The organism is Streptomyces sp. PA03-5A, from assembly GCF_033792725.1.
Taxonomy (GTDB): domain Bacteria; phylum Actinomycetota; class Actinomycetes; order Streptomycetales; family Streptomycetaceae; genus Actinacidiphila.
This window is the reverse complement of sequence record NZ_JARAVL010000037.1, coordinates 15,526-38,891: the sequence shown is the minus strand read 5'-3', so window position 1 is coordinate 38,891 and position 23,366 is coordinate 15,526. Positions and strand designations below refer to the sequence as shown.

Sequence of the window (23,366 nt, the reverse complement as noted above, 5' to 3'; positions counted from 1 at the left end):
CTCTCACACCATCGGTCCCACGAGCAGCCATTGCCACGACTCCTTTCCGAACACGGCCTGTTCCCCGCCCGTCGAGCCGATCTCGAGGAGCGTTCCGTCCGGGCCGGTCACGGTGCCGGTCTCCGGGTCGTACGGGGCCACGAACGCGGCCTGGCCACCGCTGTGCGGGCCGGTCGTGGCGCCGGGCGCGTTCTGCGCTCCGCGCACCGAGGACTTGCTGCCGCGCGGTAGCGCGCAGCGCGCGTCGGTGTTCGCATGGCGCGTGCCGGTGTCGGCTGGGTCGCGCCGCTGGGTGTTGTAGCCCTTGGTGCAAGCGGGAGGGTCGTCGGCGTTCACGGTCAGCCCGAAGTGGGTGGTGCCGTCGCCGGGGATGACCGTGTAGCTGCCCGCGACAGTGAGTGGGAGCGTGACCAGGGCCTGTTCGACGCCGGGCAACCGGGCCACGGTGATCTGGCCGCCGCTGATGAGGTTGGCCAGCAGGATCGGCACGTGCGGTCGCGTGGACTTGAGCAGCGAATCGACCTGCCGCGCGGCGGGCACGGTGCTGCCGATCAGCCGGCGAAGGTCGCCGTCGCTCGACTTCAACTGTCCCGTGAGCGTGGCGAGATCGCGGGAGAACGACTTGATGGCCGAGCCCTGGTCGGCCTGTGTCCTGAGTACCTTCCGCGAGTCCTCGATCAGCGAGACCGTCTGGGGGAGCGACTCGGACGCCGCCTCCACCAGCGCGTCACCGGAGTCCACCAGCCGGCTCAGGTTCGGTCCGGTGCCGGAGAACGCCTTGCCCAGCTCGTCGACGGTGACCCGCAGATCGTCCTTGCCGACCGAGTTGACCAGCCGGTCGAGGCTGAGGACCAGGTCGGTGACCGGCAGTGGGGTCCGGGTGCGGCTGCGCGGGATCGGGCTGCCGTCCCTGAGGTACGGGCCGCCCGACCGCCGCGGCTGGAGGTCGACGTACTGCTCACCCACCGCCGATCGGGCGGCGACCACTGCGAGCGTGTCGGCCGGGATCCTCGGGGCGCCGTCCTCGATCCTCAGCGCCACCGAGACCCCGGATCCTGTCAGCTGCAGATCGCCCACGCGGCCCACCGGCACTCCCCGGTAGGTGACCTCGGCACCCGGGAAGACGCCCCCTGACTCGGCGAAGTCGGCGCGCACGGTGTACCCGCGGTGCAAGACGTCGTCCACCAGGCCCGTGTACCGGGCGCCGACGTACGCCACCCCCAGGGCGGTGATGGTCGCGAAGGCCAGCAACTGGGCCTTGACCGTACGTGTGATCACGGCTGTATCCCCTTCAGCATCAGCTCGGCGAGCGCGGGATCGACCCCGGGCGGGAAGCGACGCGCGCCGTCCCCGGTGCCGTAGGCGGCGGTGCACACCGGCGGGCAGAGCAGGGTGCTGCCGTGGGAGGGCGTCGAGGGCACGGCGGGCGCGGAGGGCACAGGGGGCACAGGGGGCACGGACGGGATGCCCGGCAGGGACGGGACGGACGGGAGAGGGATGGGAGTGGGGTGGCCGGGAAGATGCGGTGTCCCGGGGGCCGGGGACTTCCCGCCCTTGCCGGGCTTGCCGGTGACGTTGCCGTAGAGGTCCGCCAGGTCGAGGTCGGCGGTGATCTTCAGGTTGACGTAGTCGCCCTTGACGGCGTCCGTCGCGTTGCGCGGGAACGGGTACGTGGTGAGGAGTTCGAGGGAGTTGGGCAGGTCGTCGCCTGCTTTGTTCAGCTCCTGCAGGATGGGCTGGAGCTTCTTCAGGTTGGTGACGGTGTCGTCGTGGGAGGCGTTCACCACCTTGGTGCCGGTCTTGCCGAGCCTGGACAAGGCGGTGAGCATCTTCGTCAGGTCCTTGCGCTGGTCGGCGAGGGCCTTCAGGGCGGGCGGCATGGTGTCGACGGCCAAGGCGATCGTTTTCTTCTCCTTCTTCAGCCGCTGCGCGAGCCGGTCGACGCCCTGCAGCGCGCGCACGATGTCCGCCCGTTGGTCGTCGAGGCCGCCGAGGAAGAAGTCGAGCTGCTTCAGCAGGGACCGGACCCGGTCCTCGCGGCCGTTGAGGGCTTGGTTCAACTCGATGGTGATCGTCTTGAGCTGCGCCACCCCGCCGCCGTTGAGCAGCGCGGACAGCGCCGACAGCACCTCCTCGACCTCCGCGTTGCGGCCGCTGCGGGACAGCGGGATGCGGTCGCCGTCGCGGAGACGTCCGACGGGGCGTGTGCCGGCCGGTGCGGACAGGGCGACGTACTTCTCGCCGAGCATGCTGGTCTGCCTCAGATCGGCGACCGCGTTGCCAGGCAGCTTCACCGAGTCGGCGATCCTGAGCCGTACGCGGGCGTGCCAGCCGTCCAGTTCCACCTTCTCGACCGTGCCGACGGTGACGTTGTTGACCTTGACCGACGACTGCGGCACGAGGTCCAGGACGTCCCGGAACTCGACGGTGACGTGGTAGGCGTGACCGTCCGAGGCCGCGCCGCCGGGCAGCGGGACGTCATACCAGCCGTTGAACTCGCAGCCGGTCAGCAGCAGCGAGCAGACCGCCGTCCAGGCGGCCACCCGCCCCTTGCGCCGCACGCTCATGCCGGTGCCCCCAGAATGCCGCCGAGGGTCTTGTCGACCGAGCCCGTCGACGCCGGGACCGGCGGAACCTCGGGCAAGGAGGCGAAGAGCTTCTTCAGCCCCTCGCAGTTGTCATGGTCGTCGCCGGTCGTCTTCAAGATCGAGCAGAGAAGGGACGACGGGTCCTGGGAGGTTTGCGCGTTGTTGCGGGTGTCGAGAGTGCCGGCGGAGGGGTTGTAGGCGTTCTCCAGGTTCGACAGGCCCGTGGGCGCGACGGTCAAAAGCTCCTCCAAAGCGTCTCGTTGGGTGACGAGGACCTTGGTGACCTCGGCCAGGCCCTGCACGTCCGAGGTCAGCGCCTTCTTGTTTCCCTTCACGAAGCCGGACACGTCGCCGAGTGCGGCAGCCAGGTACTTCAGCGCGGCCGCGAGATCCTTACGCTCCCCGGCGAGCTGCCCGGCCACGTCGGCGAGGTCGGTGTTGAACGACCGCACGCTGGCGTCGTCCGCCGCCAGCGCGGCCGTGAACACCTGAAGGTTCCGCACGGTCCCGAACAGGTCGCCGCGCCCGTCGGACAGCGTGGTGACCGCCTGGGACAGGTCCTGCACCGTCTGGTTGAGGCTTGCGCCCTGCCCCTGGAGGTTGTCCGCGCTCACCCCGAGCAGCCGGGACAGCGAACCCTTGTTGTTGGCACCGTTCGGGCCGAGCGCCTCGGCGGTGGTGTGCAGGCTGTCGAAGATCCGGTCCAGCTCGACGGGAACAGCCGTACGGGACTCGGGGATGACGTCTCCGTCCCGCAGCACCGCGCCCTTGCGGTACACCGGCAGCAGCTGCACGTAACGGTCGCTGACCACCGAGGAGTTGACGATGGCGGCCTGTGCGTTGGCGGGGACCTTGCGGCCCCTGTCGTATTCCAGCTCGACCCGTACCCGGCCGCCCTCCGGCGTGATCTTCCTGACCTCGCCGATGCGGACACCGAGGACGCGGACGTCGGAGCCGGGGTAGATGCCGACAGTCCGAGGGAAGTACGCCGTGACGCGGACGGGGCCGGGGCCCGGCCAGAGGACGACGGCGAGGCCGACGACGATCGCGAGCGCGGTGAACAGGGCCAGGAGTCTGCGGGTCATCGGGTGCCTCCCGTACGTGGCGTGACCGGGGCGGCGACCATGTTCTGGATATAGGAGTCGAACCAGCGGCCGTTGCCGAGGGTGTTGGTGAAGAGCCGGACGTAGGGGGCGAGCAGCCGGACGCTGCGGTCGAGGCTCGCCTGGTTGCGTTCGAGCATCCTCAGGAAGGTGTTGAGGTTCTTCAGTGCGGGTCCGATCTCCTTGCTGTTGTCGTCGACCAGGCCGGACAGCTCGATGCCCAGCAGCGCGGAGCTCTTGAGCAGCTTGTGGATCGCCCAGCGCCGCTTGTCGATCTCCTTGAACAGGGCGTCGCCGTTCTTCACCAGTGCGGAGACGTCCTTCGTGTGATCGGCCAGCACCTCGGTGACTCCGTTCGCGTGGTCGAGCAGCTGGCGCATCGCCTTGTCACGGGCGGCGACGGTCCGGGATATCCGCGACAGTCCCTTGATCGACGCCCGCACTTCCTCGGGGGAGTCCTGGAAGGTGTCGGCGATCGTGTCCAGTGCCTTCGCGAGCCGGCCCGTGTCGACCTTCTCGGCGGTGGTCGTCAGGTCGCTGAAGGCCTGGACGACGTCGTACGCCGACACGGTCCGCCGAAGCGGGATCTCGCTGCCCGGCTTCAACTGGCCGGGCCCCTTCGGGTAGAGGGCCAGGTACTTCGCGCCGAGGATCGTCTTGACACGGATCGACGCCCCCGTGTCGGTGCCGAACGCCGGCCGGCCCTTCACTTTGAAGGTCACCTTGACGTGGTCGCCGTCCAGGTCGACGTCCTCGACCTTGCCGACCTTGACCCCGGCGATCCGTACCTCGTCGTCCGGCTTGAGCCCGCCGGCCTCGGAGAAGGCCGCGCTGTAGGTGTCGCCGCCGCCGATCAGCGGCAGGCTGTCGGCGTTGAAGGCGGCGACGGTGAGTAGCGCGAGGACGGTGAGGCCTACGGCGCCGACGACGACCGGGTTGTGCTCGTGGAAGGGTTTCAGGCGTGGGCGCGTGAGCCGGATCCTGGGCAGCTTCGGCGGTAGGACGCGCACCTTCGCGAGGGGTCCCTGGCCTGGTTTGGGCTTCGGCAGCAGCCTGGGCAGCTTCGGCAGCTTCGGTGGCAGGACCGGGAACCTCACCAGCGGCTCGGGGCGGCGGCCATCGCGCCGCCTGATGCGGAGGCTCATCCGCCACACCTCGCCCGTGCCACGTGCAGCTCCGGGGTGATCACCTGCTTGGTCTTCGGCAGCACGATCCGGCCGTCGAAGTCGCAGAGGTAGAAGTTGAACCACGAGCCGTACGAGGCCGTCCCCGTCAGCTTCTCGAGCTTGTTCGGCAGCCGTTTCAGGACGCCCTCGACGGTGTGCTCGTTCTTGTTCAGCGTTCCGGTGAGATCGCCGAGCCGGGCGATGTCGTCCTTCAGCGGTGGACGCGCGTCCTTGAGCAGCTCCGACGTGACGTCCGTGAGGTCGCCGATGCTCACCAGCGACTCCCCGATGGGCTTGCGGTCGGCGGACAGCCCTGCAACCACTCGGCGCAGCTGCGTCAGCAGCCCGGAGAAGCGGGAGCCGCGCTCGTCGAGGGTCGCCAGGACGGTGTTGAGGTTGTCGATCACCGATCCGATCAGCTTGTCGCGGTCGGCGAGGGTGCTGGTGAGCGAGGCCGTGTGTGTGAGCAGACTGTTCACCGTGCCGCCCTCGCCCTGGAGGGTCTGGACGATCTCGGTGGCGAGCTGGTTGACATCGTTCGGGCTGAGCGCCGCGAACAGCGGCTTGAAGCCGTTCAGCAGGGCGTTGAGGTCCAGTGCCGGCTCGGTCCGGGACAGCGGGATGGTGCCGCCCGGCCGCAGCCGGGCGGTGCCGTCGCCGGTGCCCTCGGTGAGTGCGACGTACCGCTGCCCGACCAGGTTGCGGTAGCGGACGACCGCGTGGGTCCCGGCGAGCAGCGGCCGGTCCGCGCTGACGGTGAACGTGACCTCCGCCAGCGTCCGGTCCTTGATCCGGATGCCCTCGACCTCTCCCACCCGTACTCCGGCCACCCGGATGTCATCGCCGTTCTCCAGTCCGGTGACGTCGGTGAACACGGCGTGATAGGTGTCCTTGGGGGTGAAGGAGACGTTGACGATGGTGGCGGCGAGGAGCGCCGTCGCCGCGATCGTGACCAGCGCGAAGAGGCTGAACTTGACCAGCGGGGCGGCGGTCTGCCGCGCTCCGGACCCGCTCATGCGACAGTCACCGCCGTTCCGCGCGCCAGCGGCCCGAACAGTAGGGTCGCCACGGGCGGCACCTCGTCCGCGGGGACGCCCATGACGGGGGCCACGAGCGAGCCCACGGCCCGCTGCTCGGCACGGGTGGCGGACACGTCGGCACCTCCGGGGAGTGCGCCGCCGGAACCTCCGGCCGACGTACCGTCGTCGAGATGGGGCTTCGGCCCGGGCACCTGCGGATGCGGCAGACCGCGGCAGTTCGGGCCGGACCGGGCGCCGTACGCCGGCTCCTCGCCGGGCCGGTACGCCTCCTGCGGCCGGACGACCTCAAGGGTGATCCGCATCTCGCCGCCCCGGAACGCCTCCTCGGAGGCCTTCTCCTGCCGGACCAGGCCCTGGAACAGGCACGGGTACTCGGGGGAGTACCGGGCGAACAGCTCGAGCGTGGGGCGGGAGACCCGGCCCAGGGTGATCAGCCGGTCGCCGTTCTCGGACAGGAAGTCGTTCGCTGTGCCCGCCACGGAGGCGGTCGCGCGCAGAGCCGACACCAACTGCTCCCTCTTCTCGACGATCGTCCGGCTGGTGGTGACGGTGTTGCGCAGGATCCGCATCAGGTCGGGCGCGGCGTCGCCGTACACCTCGGCGACGTCCGCGAACCGTGTGATGTCCTCCTTCAGGGAGGGCATGTGCGGGTTGAGGCGGCGCAGATAGCCCTCGACCTGGGTGAGATTGCCTCCGATCCGGTCGCCGCGGCCCTCCAGCGCAGTGGCGAAGGCCGACAGCGTGGCGTTGAGCTCACCCGGCCGGACCGTGCGCAGCAGCGGCAGCAGGTCGTTCATCAACTGCTGCACCTCGATGCCGACCTTCGTTCGGTCCTGGGTGATGACGTCACCCGCACGGATGGGCCGAGCCGACGCGCGCGCAGCGCCGGCAGGAGCGACCAGGTCGACGTACTTCTCGCCGAACAGCGTCTTGGGCAGCAGCCGCGCGTGCACGTTCGAGGGGATGTACGACACGTACTGCGGCTTCAGCGCGATGTCCAGGGTCGCCTTGGCGCCGTCGGCACGCACCTCGCGCACCTCGCCGACCAGCAGCCCGCGCAGCTTGACGTCGGCGCGTGCATCGAGCTGGTTGCCGAGGGTGTCGGCCTCCAGGGTGATGGGCACCACCGAGGTGAACGCCTGCTGGTAGACGGCCACCGCGAGCGACAGCAGCAGTGCGAGCACGGCGAGGAAGGCAATGCCGTAGAGCCTGAACCGCATTCTCTGCATGCGCACCGCTCTCACCCCGCCACCCGTACCGTCGTGTTGGCGCCCCAGATCGCCAGGCTCAGGAAGAAGTCCAGGACGTTGATGGCGACGATCGAGGTCCGCACCGCCCGGCCCACCGCGACGCCGACACCGGCCGGTCCGCCACTCGCGTGGTAGCCGTAGTAGCAGTGCACCAGGATGATCAGCAGGGCGAAGACGATCACCTTGCCGAAGGACCAGAACACATCGACGGGCGGCAGGTACTGGTGGAAGTAGTGGTCATACGTGCCGGTCGACTGCCCGTAGTAGCCAGTGGTGATGGTGCGGGCGGCCAGGTACGAGGACAGCAGCCCGATCACGTACAGCGGGATCACCGCGACGAAGCCGGCGATCATCCGCGTCGTCACAAGGAACGGCAGCGACGGCACGCCCATCACCTCCAGCGCGTCGGTCTCCTCGCTGATCCGCATCGCACCCAGCTGCGCGGTGAACCCCGCCCCGACCGTCGCGGACAGGGCGAGTCCGGCCACCAGCGGGGCGATCTCCCGAGTGTTGAAGTACGCCGACAAGAACGCCACGAAGTTCGAAGTGCCGAGCTGGTTGAGGGCCGCATAGCCCTGAAGGCCGACCTCGGTGCCGGTGAAGAAGGAAAGGAACGCGATCACACCGACCGTGCCGCCGACGACGGCGAGCGCGCCGCGCCCGAAGCTCACCTCGGCAAGGAGCCGCAGGACCTCCTTCTTGTAGCGTCGCAGGGTGCGGCCCGTCCAAGCCAAGGAGCGCCCGTAAAAGGACAGCTGGGCACCCAGCTCTTCGAGCGAGCGCAAGGGGCGATCGAGGAGGTTTTGCGGTCTCATCGGCTAACCCCTCTGCGGGACGACTTGGAAGTACACGGCCGTCATCACGAAGTTGGTCACGAACAGCAACATGAAAGTGATCACCACGGACTGGTTGACGGCATCGCCCACGCCCTTCGGCCCGCCCTGCGCCGTCAGCCCCTTGTACGAGGCGACGATCGCAGCGATGGCCCCGAACACCAGCGCCTTGATCTCCGCCGCCCACAGGTCAGGTAGCTGAGCGAGGGTGGTGAAGGACGCCAGGTATGCGCCGGGCGTGCCGTGTTGGAGAACGACGTTGAAGAAGTAGCCGCCCGCAACACCAACCACCGAGACGAGGCCGTTGAGCAGTACGGCTACCACCATCGACGCCAGCACCCGCGGTACGACGAGCCGGTGGATCGGGTCGATGCCGAGCACCTGCATCGCGTCGATCTCGTCCCGGATCTTGCGCGCCCCGAGGTCCGCGCAGATCGCCGTGCCGCCCGCGCCCGCGATCAGCAGCGCGGTGACGATCGGCGATGCCTCCCGCAGCACGGCGAGCACGGACGCAGCACCAGAGAAGGACTGCGCGCCCAACTGCCGGGTCAGACTCCCGATCTGCAGCGCGATGACCGCCCCGAACGGAATCGAAACCAAAGCCGTCGGCAGGATCGTGACGCTCGCGACGAACCAAGCCTGCTGAATGAACTCCCGCGCCTGGAAGGGCCGTCGGGGCAGGGACCGGACGACGTCCAGCGCCATCGCGAAGAGGCTGCCCGAGTGCCGCAGCACACCCGTCGGGGAGAGTCTCATGTGCCCCTCACCCCCCTCTCGTGCAGCTTGGCCTCGCGCCTCGCGATCGCATCCCAGCGGGGCGGGCGGGTGATGCCGGGGCTGGGCAGCAGGCGCGGGGTCAGCACATCGGCCCGAACACCCTCATCGATCTGGGCCAGCTCCTGCTCGACCTGGGCCGCGTCCTTCTCCTCCGCCATGCCGATCGGCCCCTGCATCCGGCCGTTCAGGAACTGCCGTACGACGGGCTCGTCACTGGCCAGCAGCTCCTCGCGGGGCCCGAACATCACCAGCTCGCGCCGGAACAGCAGCCCGATGTTGTCCGGCACCTGACGGGCCGAGGCGATGTCGTGGGTGACGATGAGGAAGGTCGCGTCGATCTGTGCGTTGAGGTCGACGATGAGCTGATTGAGGTAAGCCACGCGGACCGGGTCCAGGCCCGAGTCCGGTTCGTCGAACAGGATGATCTCCGGGTCGAGGACCAGGGCACGGGCGAGCCCGGCCCGCTTGCGCATGCCGCCGGAGATCTCGCCGGGCAGCTTCCCCTCAGCGCCGATCAACCCGACCATGTCCATCTTCTCGAGAACGATCCGCTTGATCTCGCTCTCGGACGTGCGGGTGTGCTCGCGCAGGGGAAAGGCGATGTTGTCGTAGAGGTTCATCGAGCCGAACAGCGCGCCGTCCTGGAACAGCACGCCGAACAGCTTCCGCACCTCGTACAGGTCGCGCTCGCGCAGGCGGGTGATGTCCCGGCCCGCGACCTTCACCGATCCCCGCTCCGGCTTCAGCAGCCCCACGAGCGTCTTGAGGAACACCGACTTGCCCGTCCCCGAGGGGCCGAGCATCACAGAGACCTCCCCGGCAGGCAGCGTCAGCGAGACGTCCTGCCAGATGACCTGGTGGCCGAAGGACTTGGTCAGCCCTTCCACACAGATCTCGACACCCATCCGGTTCCATCCTTCGGCCGTGGAGCAGTTCCGACAACTGCTCTACGGGGAAGAGAGGTGCGTCCGTCGCGGCGAACCAAGAATTTTTTTGCGGACGTGTGTGCGGGGCGCTACGGCAGCTTCGGCGACGACGTGAGCGAAGGCGTCCCCGGGCTGGAGACAGACAGCGGAGGTACGACCGAGGTCGGGGGGAGCGACGGGAGCGACGGGAGCGACGAGGCGACCGACCCCGTCGGCAGACCCGGCACGACGGTCGGCAGGCCCGTCACGGCCGTCGGCAGCCCCGGCACCTTCGGAACCTCGGGAACCTGAGGGACCTGCGGCGCCGAAGGCGGAAACGCGGACACGTCCGCCAGGGATGGCACCGGCACCGGCACCGGCAGAAACGTTCCCCCGGTGGGTGAGGGCGTCCGGCCCCAAGGCCCGTGCGCCGGCGACGACGGGGTGGGTGTTGCGGGGGCGCGCCCCCGGCCCGTGACCTCGCCGTGCAGGAGCCGCGGGTCGCTGGACACGGCCGGCCGCGGCGCCGGACCACTCCCGTTTCCGCCCGCGTCGAGCGCGTACGGCAGCACGAACCCCGCCACCACCAGGGTTGCCGCCGTCGTAGTGAACGCGACCGCCTGCGCATTGCCGCCCCCGCGCAACCGTCCGCGCCCGACCAGGAACAGCACCAGCCCGAGCGTTCCGGCCAACGAGGCACGCAAAGTCCGCCGGGCCCGGGCCAGCAGCGACTCGACGGTCCGGTAGCTGAGCCCCATCCGCACCGCGACCTGGTTCACGTCCAGGTCCTCGGACCTCAGCCGAAGCGCCTCCGCCTGCCGGGCGGGCAATTCGCCGCTGCGCACCGCCAGCCACTTCGCCTCGGCCCGGTCGCACACCGCCTCCTCGACGGGTACCGGGCCCGGTGTCATGAGTGCGGGGCGGCTGCCCACCTCGGCCTCGCGGTTGACCTGCCGGTGCCGGTCAACGCACAGCCGCATCGTTACCGTCGTCAACCAGGCGCCGAGCCGCTCGTCGTCGAGGTCCGGGCGCTCCGCGGCTCGCAACATCGCCTCATGAACGGCGTCCTCGGCGTCCTCCCGGCTCACCGATCGCCGCCGGGCCACCTTGAGCAACTGCTCACGATGGCTCCACAGGCGCTGCCAGCGCTCGTCGGCGGCCGCTGTGTCCGCAGGCATATCCGTCGCCATGAGGGGCCGCCCCTTCGCACTCACCCGCCGGTACATGCTTCCGACGTGGCGAGATTACCGCCGAGTAGTGGCAGTTGTGGAGAGGCGGACACCCATGGCGTTCCGGCCCTTGCCAGTGGTCAGCGGCGAACCTCAGGCAGCACGCCGCCCCCAGGCAGCGAGAGGGTCAGTTCGGGGACGGGAACCAGCGGCGTCGCCCCGGCCGCGAGGGAAGGCCTGGGGGAGGGTGAGGCGGGCGACGTCGACGGCATGCGCGAAGGACCAGTGCTCGGCTTCCGGTCGTCCGACGGCTTCGGCGGCGAAAGCTTCTGCCTCTTCGGGCCGGACGGCTTCGGCCGGACTGGCCGGGATCCGGCGGATGCGTCCGGCACCACGCGGTGTCCGGTCAGGTAGTACACGTACCACGCCTTGACGGCGCGCAGATAGGCGTCCGAGTGGTTGTAGCCCAGTATCGCCCGGTCCAGGTCGGCCGGGTTCGACAGGTCCCGGTCGCCCGCGCACAGGTAGCGGCCGGCTGCGAGCGCCGCGTCGTGAACATTGTTCGGATCCGTCCGTCCGTCGCCGTTACCGTCCGCTCCCCAGCGGGCCCAGGTGGACGGGATGAACTGCATCGGACCGACCGCGCGGTCGTACACCGCGTCCCCGTCGTACGCGCCGCCGTCGGTATCCGCCACGACAGCGAAGGCGCCGCCGGTCAGCCGCGGGCCGAGGATGGGTGTCACGGTGGTACCGTCCCGAGTCACCCAGCCGCCCCGTGCCTGCCCTGACTCCACCTGGCCAATCGCGGCCAACAACTGCCAACGCAGGTGGCAGCGCGGCGCGGTACGCGCCAGATCCTCCTCGGCACGCCGGTACGCGGCGAACACACTCGCAGGCACATTGCCGCCAGTCGCTCCCTGTGCCATGCCCTTCTTCCGCGTCCGCAGCGGTGGAAGTTCGGTGCGGTACGGGGTGTCGCCGGAAACGCTGAGGCCGTGCTCGGCGGGTGCCGCCTTCCGTGCGGGCTCTTCGGCTTCGGCCGTGACCGCCCCTGGCGCTTGTGACGCGGTCAGCACGGCAATCGCCGCCGCCGCGATCGCCGTACCCCTGGCACCCCTCAGTGTTCCAATGAGCGCACGCACTGTCATCGTGCAGTCCCCTCCGTGCATGAATCCGTTGTCTGCTCTACGCGGCCGGAGGGCAGGTCCGTCGCGCAAAAAGTTTGGGGATCGGGCGGGCGCCCCTTCAGAGGGCGTGGCGGCGGGCCAGACGTGTGGACGATGTGGGGTCTGGCTGACGCTGTTCCCCTTCGTGTCCCGCGCCGTCGTGCGCAGGCTGGCGAACCGGGCCCTGGACGGTGCGTCGAGCTGCGCCTTCCAGCTGTTGCTTGACTGCCGCAGTATCGTCTTGCGCCAGGTGGCGCCGTCGTCGTAGGAGACTTCGAGGGCCACCGTGCGGACCACCCCCGCGTCCGTCGCGCCCTTTAGGTGCGAGGGCGTGACCACCAGGTCGGTGCGTCGGTGGGCCTTGCCGGACACGTCAGTGGCCACGGCGTAGTCGAGTTGCACCAGCGGCAGCGGCGTCAGGACGGTGTAGTCCGTGGTAGCGGAGGTGAAGCTCCACTCGGTGCGGGTGCGGGTGCGGGTGCGGGTGCGGGTGCGGGTGCGGGTCGAGTACGGGCGGTCGGGCATGTTCCGCTCACCCTCTACCACGATCCGGTAGGGCTGCGGGTCCGGCGACAGTTCCTCGACGGTGACGATGCGCTGGTTGTAGTCCTCGCCGAGTAGCTGGTCGCCCTGGTACAGCGAGATCTTCGACGTGGCGCCGTCGACCCAGGCGATCCCTGCATGGCCACCGGAGTCGCCCCAAGCTGGCACCAGGGATGTGCTGATGACATCGCCGATCCGGTAGGGCGCCTGCTGACTGATGCCGTCGTTGAGCAGACGGGGGCGCTGGATGGGGGAGAACCAGATCTCGTGGGTGACGCTTCGCGGTGCATACGAGCGTGCGACACCTCCCTGACCGAGGTCCCCTGTGCCCGCGCCCGGGATCCAGCGGATGTCGGATCCCGCCGTGACCCATGAGGTGAGGGTGCCCTGGGCCGCGACCGCTGTTGCTTGGCCACACATCAAGCCGTCTCCCAAAACGGACACGTCACAGCGACCTTCAGTCGCTTCAGTTTGTGTCGTGTTGCGGAATGACTCGTCGATGCGCGCAAGCTCTCCGGAGCCGGGCCGGTAGGACGGATCCTTCGGGACCGAGCCCTCCTGGTGGCGGATCAGGTCGTAGACGTAGCGCGGGTACGGGTGCGAGACCACCTTCAGCGTCGCGGTCCCGGGCTTGCGGAGCCGCTCAGCAGCCGCGCGCTGTCGTCGGTGCCGAGCGAGGCCACCGGGAGCGGGGCGCCTTCGGGCAGGTCGGCCCAGGGGTCGTACTTACCGTAGCCGTTGTTCAGGATCAGCAGCTGCCGTGCGCCGGCCTTCGCCGCCGCGGCCCCGCCTGGTCGGGGGCGGTCCCCTGGGCGCGGACAGGCCCGCCCGGTTCTGGCCGCACGGGCTGTGCGCCCGCATCGGGCCGCGCAATTCCGCCCCGTCTGGGGCCACCTGACCGTTCGTCGGGTCGAAAGCTCGCTGACGAGAGGAAGCCGTCAACGCGGCAGCCGGATCACTCGACCACGTCCTCCGCGGGCGCATAGGCCGCGAGCGTCGCACCGGGCTGATCAAGGCACAGGAGTTCTATCGTGCGGGCGGTGCGATCAGAGATCGTTCAAGACGATAGTAGAACGGCGTATCTGCGCAGCAGCGACGCGCCAGCACTCTGAGCACCGGAATCGCCCACACGTGCTGTGAGGAGGTGGTCGGAGGCAGGATTGAGAGGTACATATGGATTTGTCGACTGTGTCTGCGGCCTCGGGCGGAGGGCCGGTGCCCCTCGGCAAGGAGTCTGCGTGGCTCACGCAGCGTGAGAGGGAGGTCCTGGATCTCGTCGCCCAGGGGGAGACCTACGCCGTCATCGCCCGTCGGCTGAATCTGAGCCTGCACACCGTGGACACGTACATGCGCCGCCTGCGTCAGAAGACCGGAGCGGCAAACCGTACGCAACTGACCGTCTTCGCCCTCGGGATGGGACACGCGGACTGCTGATCGTGAACCCGTGATGCGGTGCGGGGCCCAGGGGGGACGAGCATGCCGCTGGTGGGCTCCGCCTGGTCGCTCGGCTCGGTCAGGCCGATCGTGGAGGCTCGCATGAGGGTGTTCGCAGCGGGCGACGACGTCGACCGGTGACGTCTGCTGTCACAGCGGGTGAGTGAAGCCGGAGACGATCCGGCGTGCACGCGCGCTACCCGGGCGGCGTAGCCCGCCGTCCGCCTTTGGGTCATTACCTCCCGGACCGGTTCGGAACACAACCGGCGCTTTCTTGTCGGCTCGCGACTCCTCGGGCGCCCAGCCCGGCCTCGACCGGACCGTGGGAGCTACTGCCGGGGTTGTTGTCCTTCCCGTGAGGGGAGGGACGACGGCCCCGGCTCTTGTTTTTTGCTCACGCTTCGCAAGCGCCTCTGGTCACGAACATTCGTGACTGTTCCTGTGATCCGCCCATTGCCATAGTTCTGGGCATCGCAGAGACGTCGCGTGGGCTGCTCCAGCGACGACGCGAGCCGAAGACACTGCCGGAATCGCTCCGGGGAACATGCAATGACCGCGGGAAGGAGGAGGAGATGTCCGATCCGTTCACCGACGTGACGACGGGCCAGGAGCCGCAGGTGCGGACCCACCACGGAGATCGCGTGGTCGACGAGTTCGCCTGGCTCGCCGACACCCGCAGTCCGGTGACCCTCCGACACCTGCGGGCCGAGAACGACCGCACAGACCGCGCGACGGAACATCTGGCCACCCTGCACGAGTCGATCTTCGCGGAGATCGGGCAGCGTGCGCGGCGGGCGGATCCGACCACGCCGGTGCGTACGGGCTCCTACTGGTACTTCGACCGGGTCCGGCCGGAGGACCGATACCCGGTCCACCGCCGGCTCCCGGTTCAGAACCAGGACACTCCCCCTGATCCGGCAAGCGGGAACCCACTCCCGGGCGAACAGATGGTCCTCGACTTCAACGCGCTAGCCGACGGCCACGACTACATGGGGATCGGTGTCTTCGACCTGACGCCCGACGGCAGGCTGCTGGCCTACTCCGTCGACCACCTCGGAGATGAGGTCTTCACCCTCCGGGTGAAGGACCTCGCCTCGGGAGAGGACCTGCCGGTCGAGATCCCGGGAACATCGTACGGAAGCGCGTGGTCCAGCGACGGCGGTGTCCTCTTCTACGTGAAGGTCGACGGCACTGGCCGCCGCCACCAGGTCTGGCGTCATCGTGTGTCCGTCGGCGAACCGGACGCCTTGGTGTACCAGGAGGACGACCCGCGATTCTGGGTCACGGTGGGCACCACCCGTTCCGGCAGGTACGTGCTGATCGAGTCGCACGCCGCCCACGCAAGTGAGATCCGGTACCTCCCCGCCGACCATCCGCTTCTGGCGCCGACCGTCTTCGGCACGGGCCGGGCCGGAGCCTGCCGGATGCAGGTGGAGCACCAGGACGGCCAGTTCCTTGTCCTGCACAACGCCGGGATGGACGATTTCGTCCTCGACTGGGCACCCGAGACCGACACCTCCAACCTGCAGCGGCTGGCGCAACCGAGTGAGGGCACCAGTTTCGTGAGCATCGACGCGTTCGCCGAGCACGCCGTCCTCGAGTTCCGCCGACAGGGGGTCCCGGGCTTCCGGGTGATCCCCCGTGCCGGAAGCCCGTACGATGTCGTCTTCCCGGAACCGGTGTTCACCGCCGAGCCGGATCTCAACCTCGACTACCGGGCGCGCACCTACCGCGTGAGATACCAGTCGCTGGCCACCCCGGACACGCTGCTCGCCTACGACATCCCGACGGGCAAGGCCACGGTGGTCAGTCGGCGCCACGTGTCGGGTGGGTTCGACCCATCCCGCTACGAGCAGCACCGCACTTGGGCGACAGCCCCGGACGGCACACAGGTGCCCATCTCTCTGGTCTGCCGCTCCGGCATGCCGAGGGATGGGTCCGCACCGCTGGTGATGGTGGGGTACGGGAGTTACGGATCATCCCTGGATCCATGGTTCTCGGCGTCCCGTCTCTCCTTGCTGGACCGCGGCATCGTATTCGCCCTCGCGCACGTTCGGGGCGGCGGTGAGCTGGGGCCCCGGTGGCACGACGAGGGGAGAGGGCTGCGGAAGCCCAACACCTTCCACGACTTCCTCGCGTCCGCCAGACATCTGATCGATACGGGCTGGACCAGCGCGGGCCGCATCATCGCTCGGGGGAGGTCCGCGGGCGGGCTGCTTGTGGGAGCTGTCGTCAACACCGCGCCGGAGCTCTTCGCAGGCGTCGTGGCCGAGGCTCCGTTCGTTGATCCGTTGACCACGATGCTCGATCCGTCCCAGCAGCTGACTGCCGCCGAGTGGGAGGAATGGGGAGACCCGCTGACGGACCCCGAGGCCTACCACTGCATCAAGTCCTATGCGCCGTACGAGAACGTGTCCGACCTCACGTACCCACCCATCCTCTCCGTCGCCGCCCTGAACGACCCCCGGGTCGCCTGGCGGGAACCGGCCAAATGGATCGCCCGGCTCCGCGCCGTCGGCAGCGGCGGCCCCTTCCTCCTGCGCACCGACTTCGTCGGAGGACACGGGGGGCAGTCCGACCGGCACGGCGCCCGGAGTGCCGAAGCCTTCGTCCTGGCGTGGATCATTCACACCGCTACGGCGGCCGCCAAAGAACCCGTCCCCACTTCGTCTTCGTCATGAGCAAGGATCCATCGATGAGCCGGCCGACCCAAGCCGAGACGTCCACACGCTGGGCCGAGGAGCTGAACGGTCTTCTTGCGGAGCACGACGCCTCCTGGTGGGAGACCCACACGGGTGACCACTGGTTCCAGGTCAGGCCCGTGGGTCACCGGATGCGCAACCAGGGTTGGAAGATCCATCTCTCGGCCACTGTGGGGGACTGCGACTCCATCGTGCGCGCGGCCTTGCCCGTCCTGGTGGAAGAGCAGTGCGCGTTCAAGTTCGTCAGGGACGCGGAGGTCTACCGGCGTGCTGTCAGCCGTCAGGCGGACCGGTCGGCCGCGGGAAAGCTCTTCGCCGTGTACCCCGACAGTGACGGGCAGTTCCGCAGACTGGTGCGACGCCTGCATGCGGCCACCGAACAGTTCGCCGCACCGCACATCCTGACGGACCGCCAGTATCAGCCGGGCAGCTGTGTCCAGTACAGGTACGGGACCTTCGCGGGCACCCGCGTGCTGGACGACGCCGGACTGCACGTCGACACCTTCATGGCGCCGGACGGGAGCCTGGTGCCGGACGAGCGCAACGCCTGGTTCGACCCTCCGCCGTGGGCTGTGGATCCGTTCGACACCCGTTCGGCCGGGATCTACGGGGCGCAGGAGACCGCTGGGGACGACCAGGAAGGCGGGGACGACGAGGCAGCCGTCGTGCTCGCCGATCGTTACCGGGTGACCGACGCCCTCAGACACACCAGCAAGGGCGGCGTCTATCGGGCCGTGGACCAGAAGACGGGGGACCGGGTCATCATCAAGCAGGCCCGGCCGCACATCGACACCCAGGCAGATGGAGGAGACGCCCGCGACCTGTTGCGCAACGAGGCGCGGATGCTGGAGCGGCTGGCTTCGACCGGGTACGTCCCCCGTCTCCTGGACGAGTTCGGCGTGGACGACGACCTGTTCCTCGTCCAGGAGGAGCTGGTCGGTGACAGCCTCCAGGACGCGGTCGACCGCGAAGCACACCCCGCGTTGCGCAGCGCGGACGCGAGCACGGCTCTGTCCGCACGTCTGGTCGACATGCTTGCCGCTGTACACCGCTCCGGCGTGGTACTGCGCGACCTGGCGCCGGGGAACGTGATGCTGACCTCCGACGGCGGACTCCGGCTGATAGACCTGGAGACCGCGGCGGAAACAGGAGCAGCCGGTCTGCGGTTGGGAACACCCTTCTTCGCTGCTCCGGAGCAGCGGGTTGCCGCATCCGACCAGGCCCCGCGAGCCGATCCCGCGGTGGACCGCTACTCACTCGGGGCATTGATCTTCTTCCTCGTCGTCCGGGAGGGCCCGTGGCCCACCGAGGACGTTCCGGCCGACCGCACGATCGCCGAGCAGGTGGCGCAGCGACTCGCACAGGCTGCACATCAGTTGCCCGAAGCCCGGGTTCTCGCGCCGGTGATCACCGGCTTGATGGAACGGGAGCCGGACAAGCGCCTGTCGCTGGACGGCGCCGCTCAGGCCTTGACCGACGCGGCGACGACCGGTGCCAAGCGGGCCCCGGAGCCGGCTCCGGAGCTCGTACGCGGCCCCGCCGCGACCGAGGAGCGCGTGATCGCCGACACCTTGACCCACTTGGTCGACTCACTCGACCACGATGCGACATGGCTGTGGCCGGTGCCGTCCTTCGGTACGGACGCCTTGCCGGGCTCGCTCCAGTGCGGAGCGGCCGGCGGCGCGGGAGTCCTGGTCCAGGCTTGGCGGCTACGCGAGCAGCTCGCTCTGGACGAGACCCGCTGGCGGCGTGCCCTCGTGCGGGCGACGCGCTGGTTCGACGGTCGGCTCCAGGACACCTCCCGGGTTCTCCCCGGGTTGTACTCCGGCCATGCGGGGATCAGCTGGGCCGCGTACGAACTGGCCGACACCGTCGAAGACGAGTTCACGGCGGCCAGGGCCACGGCCCTTGCTCTACGGCTTCCCGTCAGGTGGCCCAACCCGGACCTGATGCACGGCCTGGCCGGTGCTGGTACGGCACTGCTGCGCCTGTGGCGACTGACCGGCGACCCCTCCCTGAGGGAGCGTTGGCGGAAGTGCGCCGAAGGGCTTGCCGAAGCCGCGTCGTACGGCGAAACCGGCATCGGCTGGCGCGTGCGCGAGATGTTCCCCACTCCCGTCGACCGGGGCGTCTTCCACGGATTCGCCCACGGTACGGCCGGCATCGGGTCGTTCCTGCTGTCGGCAGCCGCGGCAGGAGCGGGATCCGCCTGTCGGGAACTGGCGCAGGCCTGTGGCGAAACGCTGGTGGCCGCAGCCGTCGTCGACGCGGACACACAAGCCGCATTCTGGAGCGAGACCCCGCAGCGACCACTTGCCGTCCGACAGCATTGGTGCCATGGATCGGCCGGCGTGGGAACCTTCCTGACCCAGCTTTGGCAGGCCACCGGCACCCCGCGCTACCGAGAGCTGGCGGAAGGGGCAGCCCGGGCCGTTGTGCAGTCCATTCCGTTCACGCCGACCGGTCACTGCCACGGACTCGCAGGATACGGCCACTTCCTCCTCGACCTCGCTGAAGCGACCGGTGACCCGGCCTACACCGAACATGCCCAGGAGTGCGCCGACTCCATCGTCGTCCGCCATGTACGCAGGGACGGTCTCTGGCTCCTGCCCTCGGACAACGGCCTGGAGACCGGCTTCGACTACGGCACCGGAATGCCGGGACCGCTCTCCTTCCTCCTGCGTCTGCGTCACGGAGGCCCGCACCCCTGGACCCCGTCCCGCTGAAGGCACCCAGGGTCCCACGATCTTCGGCCGCCCGGCCGATGCACCAACCCCCTGACATGACCGAAGGAGGTGAACCACACATGAACGGCACGAAGACCCTCGCCGCGCTCCAGCGTGTGCGCAAGGACAACGGCGCCCCCAAGCGGATCTGCCGCTTCGGCTCCGTCCAGAGCTACTGGACCTGGTAGTCCGACCCCTCACGAGCCGCTGTCGACGCAGCGGCCGGAAACCATCCGAAAGGACACCTCATGAACGGCACGAAGACCCTCGCCGCGCTCCAGCGTGTGCGCAAGGACAACGGCGCCCCCAAGCGCCTGTGCACGGGCCGCAACACCACGCCGGGCACTTTCTTCACCGCCCCGTAACACACCACCCGTCTGACGGGTGAATCGATCCTGCGGGTTGTGGGACCCCTTCCGGGCCCACAACCCGCAGGCATGCCACCGGAAGGGCACCGTGTTCCGCTCGATACAGCCAGTCCTCAGCGTGATGCGGGCGTCGTGGCGCCCCCACACGCTCTATTTCGCCGCGAGCGGCGTAGGCGCGGCCGCCTCTCTCGCACTGCCGGTGCTCCTGGACCGGGCCATCGAATCAGCGTTCGACGACCACCGGGCCGCCGCTACCACCGGATGGACTGTCGCAGCCCTGGCTGCGGCCCTGCTGGCCACTGTTGTGGCGAGCCGCGCGAAGAACGCCTCCGTGGCCGCAGCCGGTGCCCAGCTCCGCCGCTCCCTGATCCAGCAGGTCCTCGACGCGGGCCTGCCCGCCACTCAGCGGTTCAGGACGGGCGACCTCCTCGCTCGGATCACCGGCAACGTCACCGTCGCCTCCGACATGGGCTTCGCCCTCATCAACTGCGTCATGGCCGCGCTCAGCGCGCTCGGAGCCATGCTCGCCCTGCTGTACCTCGACTGGACCCTGGCGCTCGCGTACGCCGCCGGGGCCACAGCGACCGCCGTCATCCTATGGCGAAGCACGAAAAGTGCCACCACCGTTTACGAGCGGTACCAGAGCGTCCAGGCGACGATCGTGAGCGCGCTGGACGATGCCCTCACCGGGTTGGGCACCATACATGCGGCCGGCACACAGGAGCGTGAACTCGCACGCATCACCGAACCACTGAAGGACCTGTCCACTGTCGGACGTCGGGACTGGGCCGTCGCCGGCAAGATCGGCACCCGCATTAACCTGCTCACGGGCCTGACCGAGCTCTCCGTGCTCGGCCTGTGCGGTGCACAGGTGACCGAGGGGCGGCTCCCCGTCGGGACGCTCGTCGCTGCCGTCGGCTATCTGGCATATGGACTGCAGTCGCTCAGCCAGTTGTCCGGCATCACTCACTTCGCCCACATGATCGCCGCATGGCGGCGTGTGCACGAGGTGGCCGAGCTGCCCGCCAAGCGCGCGGTGGCCGAGGCCACGGTCCGGCCGTACGCCCCGGCCGTAGGGGGAGCAGAGATCGCGCTGTCCCGGGTGAGCCTCCGGTACGGCGACAGCGGCGTGCTTCAGGAATGCGACCTGAGGGTGCCGGCTGGTTCGGAACTCGCGATCGTCGGTGCCTCCGGTTCCGGAAAGTCCACGCTCGCCCTGCTCGCCGGCGGACTGCTCACTCCCGAAACCGGGACCGTCGCCCTGGCGGGTACCCCCGTAGCCCCCGGACGTGTCGCCTTCGCCTTCGAACAGCCTGTCATGGTCGGTCGCACCCTGGGGGAGGCACTTACCTACGGCCGGGCGGACGCAGATGCGAAGGAGGTCGCCCAAGCCTGCCGAATCGCCAAGATCTCCGACTTCGTCGATCGGTTGCCGGAGGGTCTGCAGACCCCGGTGCGCAGCCTCGCCTGCTCCGGTGGCGAACTGCAGCGGCTCGGCATCGCCCGGGCGCTGCTCCAGGGACGGGACGCCATCGTCCTGGATGACGCCACCTCCAGTCTGGACACCGCCACGGAAGCGGAAGTGACCCAGGCGATCCAGGAGCGCCTGGCGGGCACCACGAGGATCGTCGTGGCCCGCCGCCCGGCCACCGCCGCCCGCGCCGACCTCGTGGCCTGGCTGGACCAGGGACGGATCCGGGAGTTGGGGTCCCATCAGGAACTGTGGCAGCACCAGGCATACCGCCTGGCATTCGCCACCCACATGCCGGCGAGGGAGCCTTCCCCATGAAAGATCTGCTGCCCCTGCACATGCCGGGCGCCCGGCGGCCACTGACCAGGCTGCTTCTGTGGTCGGTCGCGGACAGTACACCCACCCTCCTCTCCGGGCTGTGCGTGGCCACCGCCATCGACCAGGGATTCCTTCGTCACCGAGCAGGTGTGGGCCTTGCGTGGCTGTCGCTGGTGGCTCTCGCCTACGCCGTCAGCGCCGCAGCCCAACCACATATCGCACGGCATGTGGCCGAGCTCGTCGAGCCCTTGCGCGACCGGCTGGTCCAGCGAACCGTGGCTAGTGCGCTGCAGAGCACCGGCAGCACCGACCTGAGTACCGGAAACCGTGCCGCCGCCCGCATCATGACCCAGGCGGAGACCGTACGCGTGCTGACGGGCGACACGCTGCTGACCATGCGTCAGCAGGCTTTCTCAGTGGCCGGCGTGCTGTTCGGCCTGGCGGTACTCTCCCCGGTATTCATGGCTTCGGTCGCGGTCTGCACAGTCGTCGCCATCGGGCTCCTGATCGGCCAGGTCAGGGCGCTGACACGGATCCACCAGGAAGCTGCTGTCGCCGGTGAGGAGCTTTCGACCGAGACCCGGGCCGTCCTCACGGCGCTGCGGGACGTCCTTGCCTGCGGCGCGACCGCCCGCGCTGCTACGCAGGTGGGTGAGGCGATCGACCATCAGGCTGCCGCAGTACGCGCCATCGGCCGCACGGGTACCGTTCGGGCGGTGGTGGTCGCGGTCGGCGGGTACCTGCCGCTGGCGTTGCTGTTGTTGACCGCACCCTGGCTCAGGACGGCGGCGGGACTGACGACAGGCGGCCTCGTCGGCGCGGCCACCTACCTGTTCAGTTCCCTGGTGCCGTTGCTGCGCTCCCTCACGCAGACCGTCAGCTCCACCCTGGTGCCGCTCTTCGTGAATCTGCACCGCATCCAGGAGACGCCGCCTCCCCTCGACACCATCCCGACCGGGCGCGAGACGGTCCCCCCCAGACCTGTCCTGAAGACCGAGGGACTCGGTTTCGCCTACGGCCCCACCCGAGCGGTGGTCAGCGGGCTCTCCCTCGCCATACCCTTCGGCCGGCACATCGCCCTGGTCGGCCCCAGCGGGACCGGAAAGTCGACCCTGGGCGGGCTCCTGGCAGGTTTGCTCCGCCCGGACAGCGGAACGGTCCGGCTCGACGGCCGCCCACTGGAGGATTTCGAGTGGCACTCGCTGCGGACGTCCGTGAACCTCGTGCCGCAGCAGGGCTACCTGTTCACCGGCTCCGTGCGGGCCAATCTGGCCTACCACCGCGAGGGCGTCACCGACGCGGAGCTGGAGGGCGCCGTACGTGCAGTCGGCGCCGAATCCCTGGTCGACCGGCTCGGGGGCCTCGACGCCCACCTCGCCCCGGCGCACCTGTCAGCGGGTGAGCGGCAGATTCTCGTCCTCACCCGTGCCTTCCTGGCGAACGCCGTCGTGACCATCCTCGACGAGGCCACATGTCACCTCGACCCAGCAGCCGAGGCCCGCGCGGAAGAGGCGTTCTCCCGACGGGAGGGCACCTTGGTCGTTATCGCACACCGGATCAGTTCCGCCCTGCGGGCAGAGGTGGTCATGGTGATGGACCACACCCGGATACAGATGGGGACGCACGAGGAGCTCCTGCGATCGTCAGCCCGCTACGCGGCGCTCGTGGGCCACTGGAGCGAGACCGCAGAGCTCGTCGGGTGACCACCGTCATCGAGCCACCGCCCGACAGGTTCGCCGTGCCCTTCGAGGAGAACGCACCGGTGGCCGGCCCTACGACGGCGTTGGCACGACAGCTCGCCGGCCGG

The 23,366-nt window shown here is 69.3% G+C and carries 16 protein-coding genes; 5 read left to right on the top strand and 11 right to left on the bottom strand.

What is annotated here, in order from left to right; translation table 11 throughout:
- Positions 1-3: 3 nt before the first annotated feature.
- The 11 genes from PV410_RS35160 to PV410_RS35110 all read right to left on the bottom strand — a co-directional run bounded on the left by PV410_RS35160 (position 4) and on the right by PV410_RS35110 (position 13,149).
- A complete protein-coding gene (locus tag PV410_RS35160; protein WP_500329990.1) occupies positions 4-1,278 on the bottom strand; it encodes an MCE family protein in 1,275 nt (424 codons plus the stop codon).
- On the bottom strand, positions 1,275-2,567 hold the full coding sequence (locus PV410_RS35155; RefSeq protein ID WP_500329988.1) for an MCE family protein: 1,293 nt from the start codon (positions 2,565-2,567) through the stop codon (positions 1,275-1,277). Before PV410_RS35155 ends, PV410_RS35160 begins: the two co-directional genes overlap by 4 nt.
- On the bottom strand, positions 2,564-3,673 hold the full coding sequence (locus tag PV410_RS35150) for an MCE family protein (RefSeq protein WP_500329987.1): 1,110 nt from the start codon (positions 3,671-3,673) through the stop codon (positions 2,564-2,566). The genes PV410_RS35155 and PV410_RS35150 overlap by 4 nt, the downstream gene beginning before the upstream one ends.
- Entirely contained in the window at positions 3,670-4,836 is a 1,167-nt protein-coding gene (locus PV410_RS35145) for an MCE family protein (protein WP_500329985.1), read from the bottom strand. Before PV410_RS35145 ends, PV410_RS35150 begins: the two co-directional genes overlap by 4 nt.
- Entirely contained in the window at positions 4,833-5,873 is a 1,041-nt protein-coding gene (locus PV410_RS35140) for an MCE family protein (protein ID WP_500329983.1), read from the bottom strand. The genes PV410_RS35145 and PV410_RS35140 overlap by 4 nt, the downstream gene beginning before the upstream one ends.
- Positions 5,870-7,126: an MCE family protein gene (locus tag PV410_RS35135; RefSeq protein ID WP_500330042.1), complete on the bottom strand. Its 1,257-nt coding sequence runs from the start codon at positions 7,124-7,126 to the stop codon at positions 5,870-5,872. Before PV410_RS35135 ends, PV410_RS35140 begins: the two co-directional genes overlap by 4 nt.
- 11 nt (positions 7,127-7,137) lie before the next feature.
- A complete protein-coding gene (locus PV410_RS35130) occupies positions 7,138-7,962 on the bottom strand; it encodes an MlaE family ABC transporter permease (RefSeq protein ID WP_386993463.1) in 825 nt (274 codons plus the stop codon).
- Between the two features lie 3 nt (positions 7,963-7,965).
- Positions 7,966-8,736, bottom strand: coding sequence for an MlaE family ABC transporter permease (locus PV410_RS35125; protein ID WP_500329982.1), 771 nt, complete (start codon positions 8,734-8,736; stop codon positions 7,966-7,968).
- The gene (locus PV410_RS35120) at positions 8,733-9,662 is read right to left on the bottom strand and encodes an ABC transporter ATP-binding protein (RefSeq protein WP_500329981.1); all 930 of its coding nucleotides are present in this window, start codon (positions 9,660-9,662) and stop codon (positions 8,733-8,735) included. Before PV410_RS35120 ends, PV410_RS35125 begins: the two co-directional genes overlap by 4 nt.
- A gap of 110 nt (positions 9,663-9,772) precedes the next feature.
- Entirely contained in the window at positions 9,773-10,888 is a 1,116-nt protein-coding gene (locus tag PV410_RS35115; RefSeq protein WP_500329980.1) for an RNA polymerase sigma factor, read from the bottom strand.
- Positions 10,889-10,971: 83 nt separating this feature from the next.
- Positions 10,972-13,149 carry a lytic transglycosylase domain-containing protein gene (locus PV410_RS35110; RefSeq protein ID WP_500329979.1) on the bottom strand — a complete coding sequence of 726 codons (2,178 nt, stop codon included), beginning with the start codon at positions 13,147-13,149 and terminating at the stop codon, positions 10,972-10,974.
- Between the two features lie 606 nt (positions 13,150-13,755).
- On the opposite strand from PV410_RS35110, the gene PV410_RS35105 reads away from it, so the two are divergent.
- The 5 genes from PV410_RS35105 (at position 13,756) to PV410_RS35085 (ending at position 23,262) form a co-directional block, all read left to right on the top strand.
- Positions 13,756-13,974, top strand: coding sequence for a response regulator transcription factor (locus tag PV410_RS35105; protein ID WP_500329977.1), 219 nt, complete (start codon positions 13,756-13,758; stop codon positions 13,972-13,974).
- Positions 13,975-14,546: 572 nt separating this feature from the next.
- Positions 14,547-16,655 carry a S9 family peptidase gene (locus tag PV410_RS35100; protein ID WP_500329976.1) on the top strand — a complete coding sequence of 703 codons (2,109 nt, stop codon included), beginning with the start codon at positions 14,547-14,549 and terminating at the stop codon, positions 16,653-16,655.
- A gap of 14 nt (positions 16,656-16,669) precedes the next feature.
- Entirely contained in the window at positions 16,670-19,402 is a 2,733-nt protein-coding gene (gene lanL, locus PV410_RS35095; RefSeq protein ID WP_500329975.1) for a class IV lanthionine synthetase LanL, read from the top strand.
- 456 nt (positions 19,403-19,858) lie between these two features.
- The gene (locus PV410_RS35090) at positions 19,859-21,559 is read left to right on the top strand and encodes an ABC transporter transmembrane domain-containing protein (protein ID WP_500329973.1); all 1,701 of its coding nucleotides are present in this window, start codon (positions 19,859-19,861) and stop codon (positions 21,557-21,559) included.
- The gene (locus PV410_RS35085; RefSeq protein ID WP_500329971.1) at positions 21,556-23,262 is read left to right on the top strand and encodes an ATP-binding cassette domain-containing protein; all 1,707 of its coding nucleotides are present in this window, start codon (positions 21,556-21,558) and stop codon (positions 23,260-23,262) included. Before PV410_RS35090 ends, PV410_RS35085 begins: the two co-directional genes overlap by 4 nt.
- The last annotated feature ends 104 nt before the right edge of the window (positions 23,263-23,366 follow it).

Coding starts and splice junctions, on each gene's coding strand:
- PV410_RS35155 (WP_500329988.1), bottom strand. CDS start 2,567: ATGAGCGTGCGGCGCAAGGGGCGGGTGGCCGCCTGGACGGCGGTCTGC.
- PV410_RS35150 (WP_500329987.1), bottom strand. CDS start 3,673: ATGACCCGCAGACTCCTGGCCCTGTTCACCGCGCTCGCGATCGTCGTC.
- PV410_RS35145 (WP_500329985.1), bottom strand. CDS start 4,836: ATGAGCCTCCGCATCAGGCGGCGCGATGGCCGCCGCCCCGAGCCGCTG.
- PV410_RS35140 (WP_500329983.1), bottom strand. CDS start 5,873: ATGAGCGGGTCCGGAGCGCGGCAGACCGCCGCCCCGCTGGTCAAGTTC.
- PV410_RS35135 (WP_500330042.1), bottom strand. CDS start 7,126: ATGCAGAGAATGCGGTTCAGGCTCTACGGCATTGCCTTCCTCGCCGTG.
- PV410_RS35130 (WP_386993463.1), bottom strand. CDS start 7,962: ATGAGACCGCAAAACCTCCTCGATCGCCCCTTGCGCTCGCTCGAAGAG.
- PV410_RS35125 (WP_500329982.1), bottom strand. CDS start 8,736: ATGAGACTCTCCCCGACGGGTGTGCTGCGGCACTCGGGCAGCCTCTTC.
- PV410_RS35120 (WP_500329981.1), bottom strand. CDS start 9,662: ATGGGTGTCGAGATCTGTGTGGAAGGGCTGACCAAGTCCTTCGGCCAC.
- PV410_RS35115 (WP_500329980.1), bottom strand. CDS start 10,888: ATGTACCGGCGGGTGAGTGCGAAGGGGCGGCCCCTCATGGCGACGGAT.
- PV410_RS35100 (WP_500329976.1), top strand. CDS start 14,547: ATGTCCGATCCGTTCACCGACGTGACGACGGGCCAGGAGCCGCAGGTG.
- lanL (WP_500329975.1), top strand. CDS start 16,670: ATGAGCCGGCCGACCCAAGCCGAGACGTCCACACGCTGGGCCGAGGAG.
- PV410_RS35085 (WP_500329971.1), top strand. CDS start 21,556: ATGAAAGATCTGCTGCCCCTGCACATGCCGGGCGCCCGGCGGCCACTG.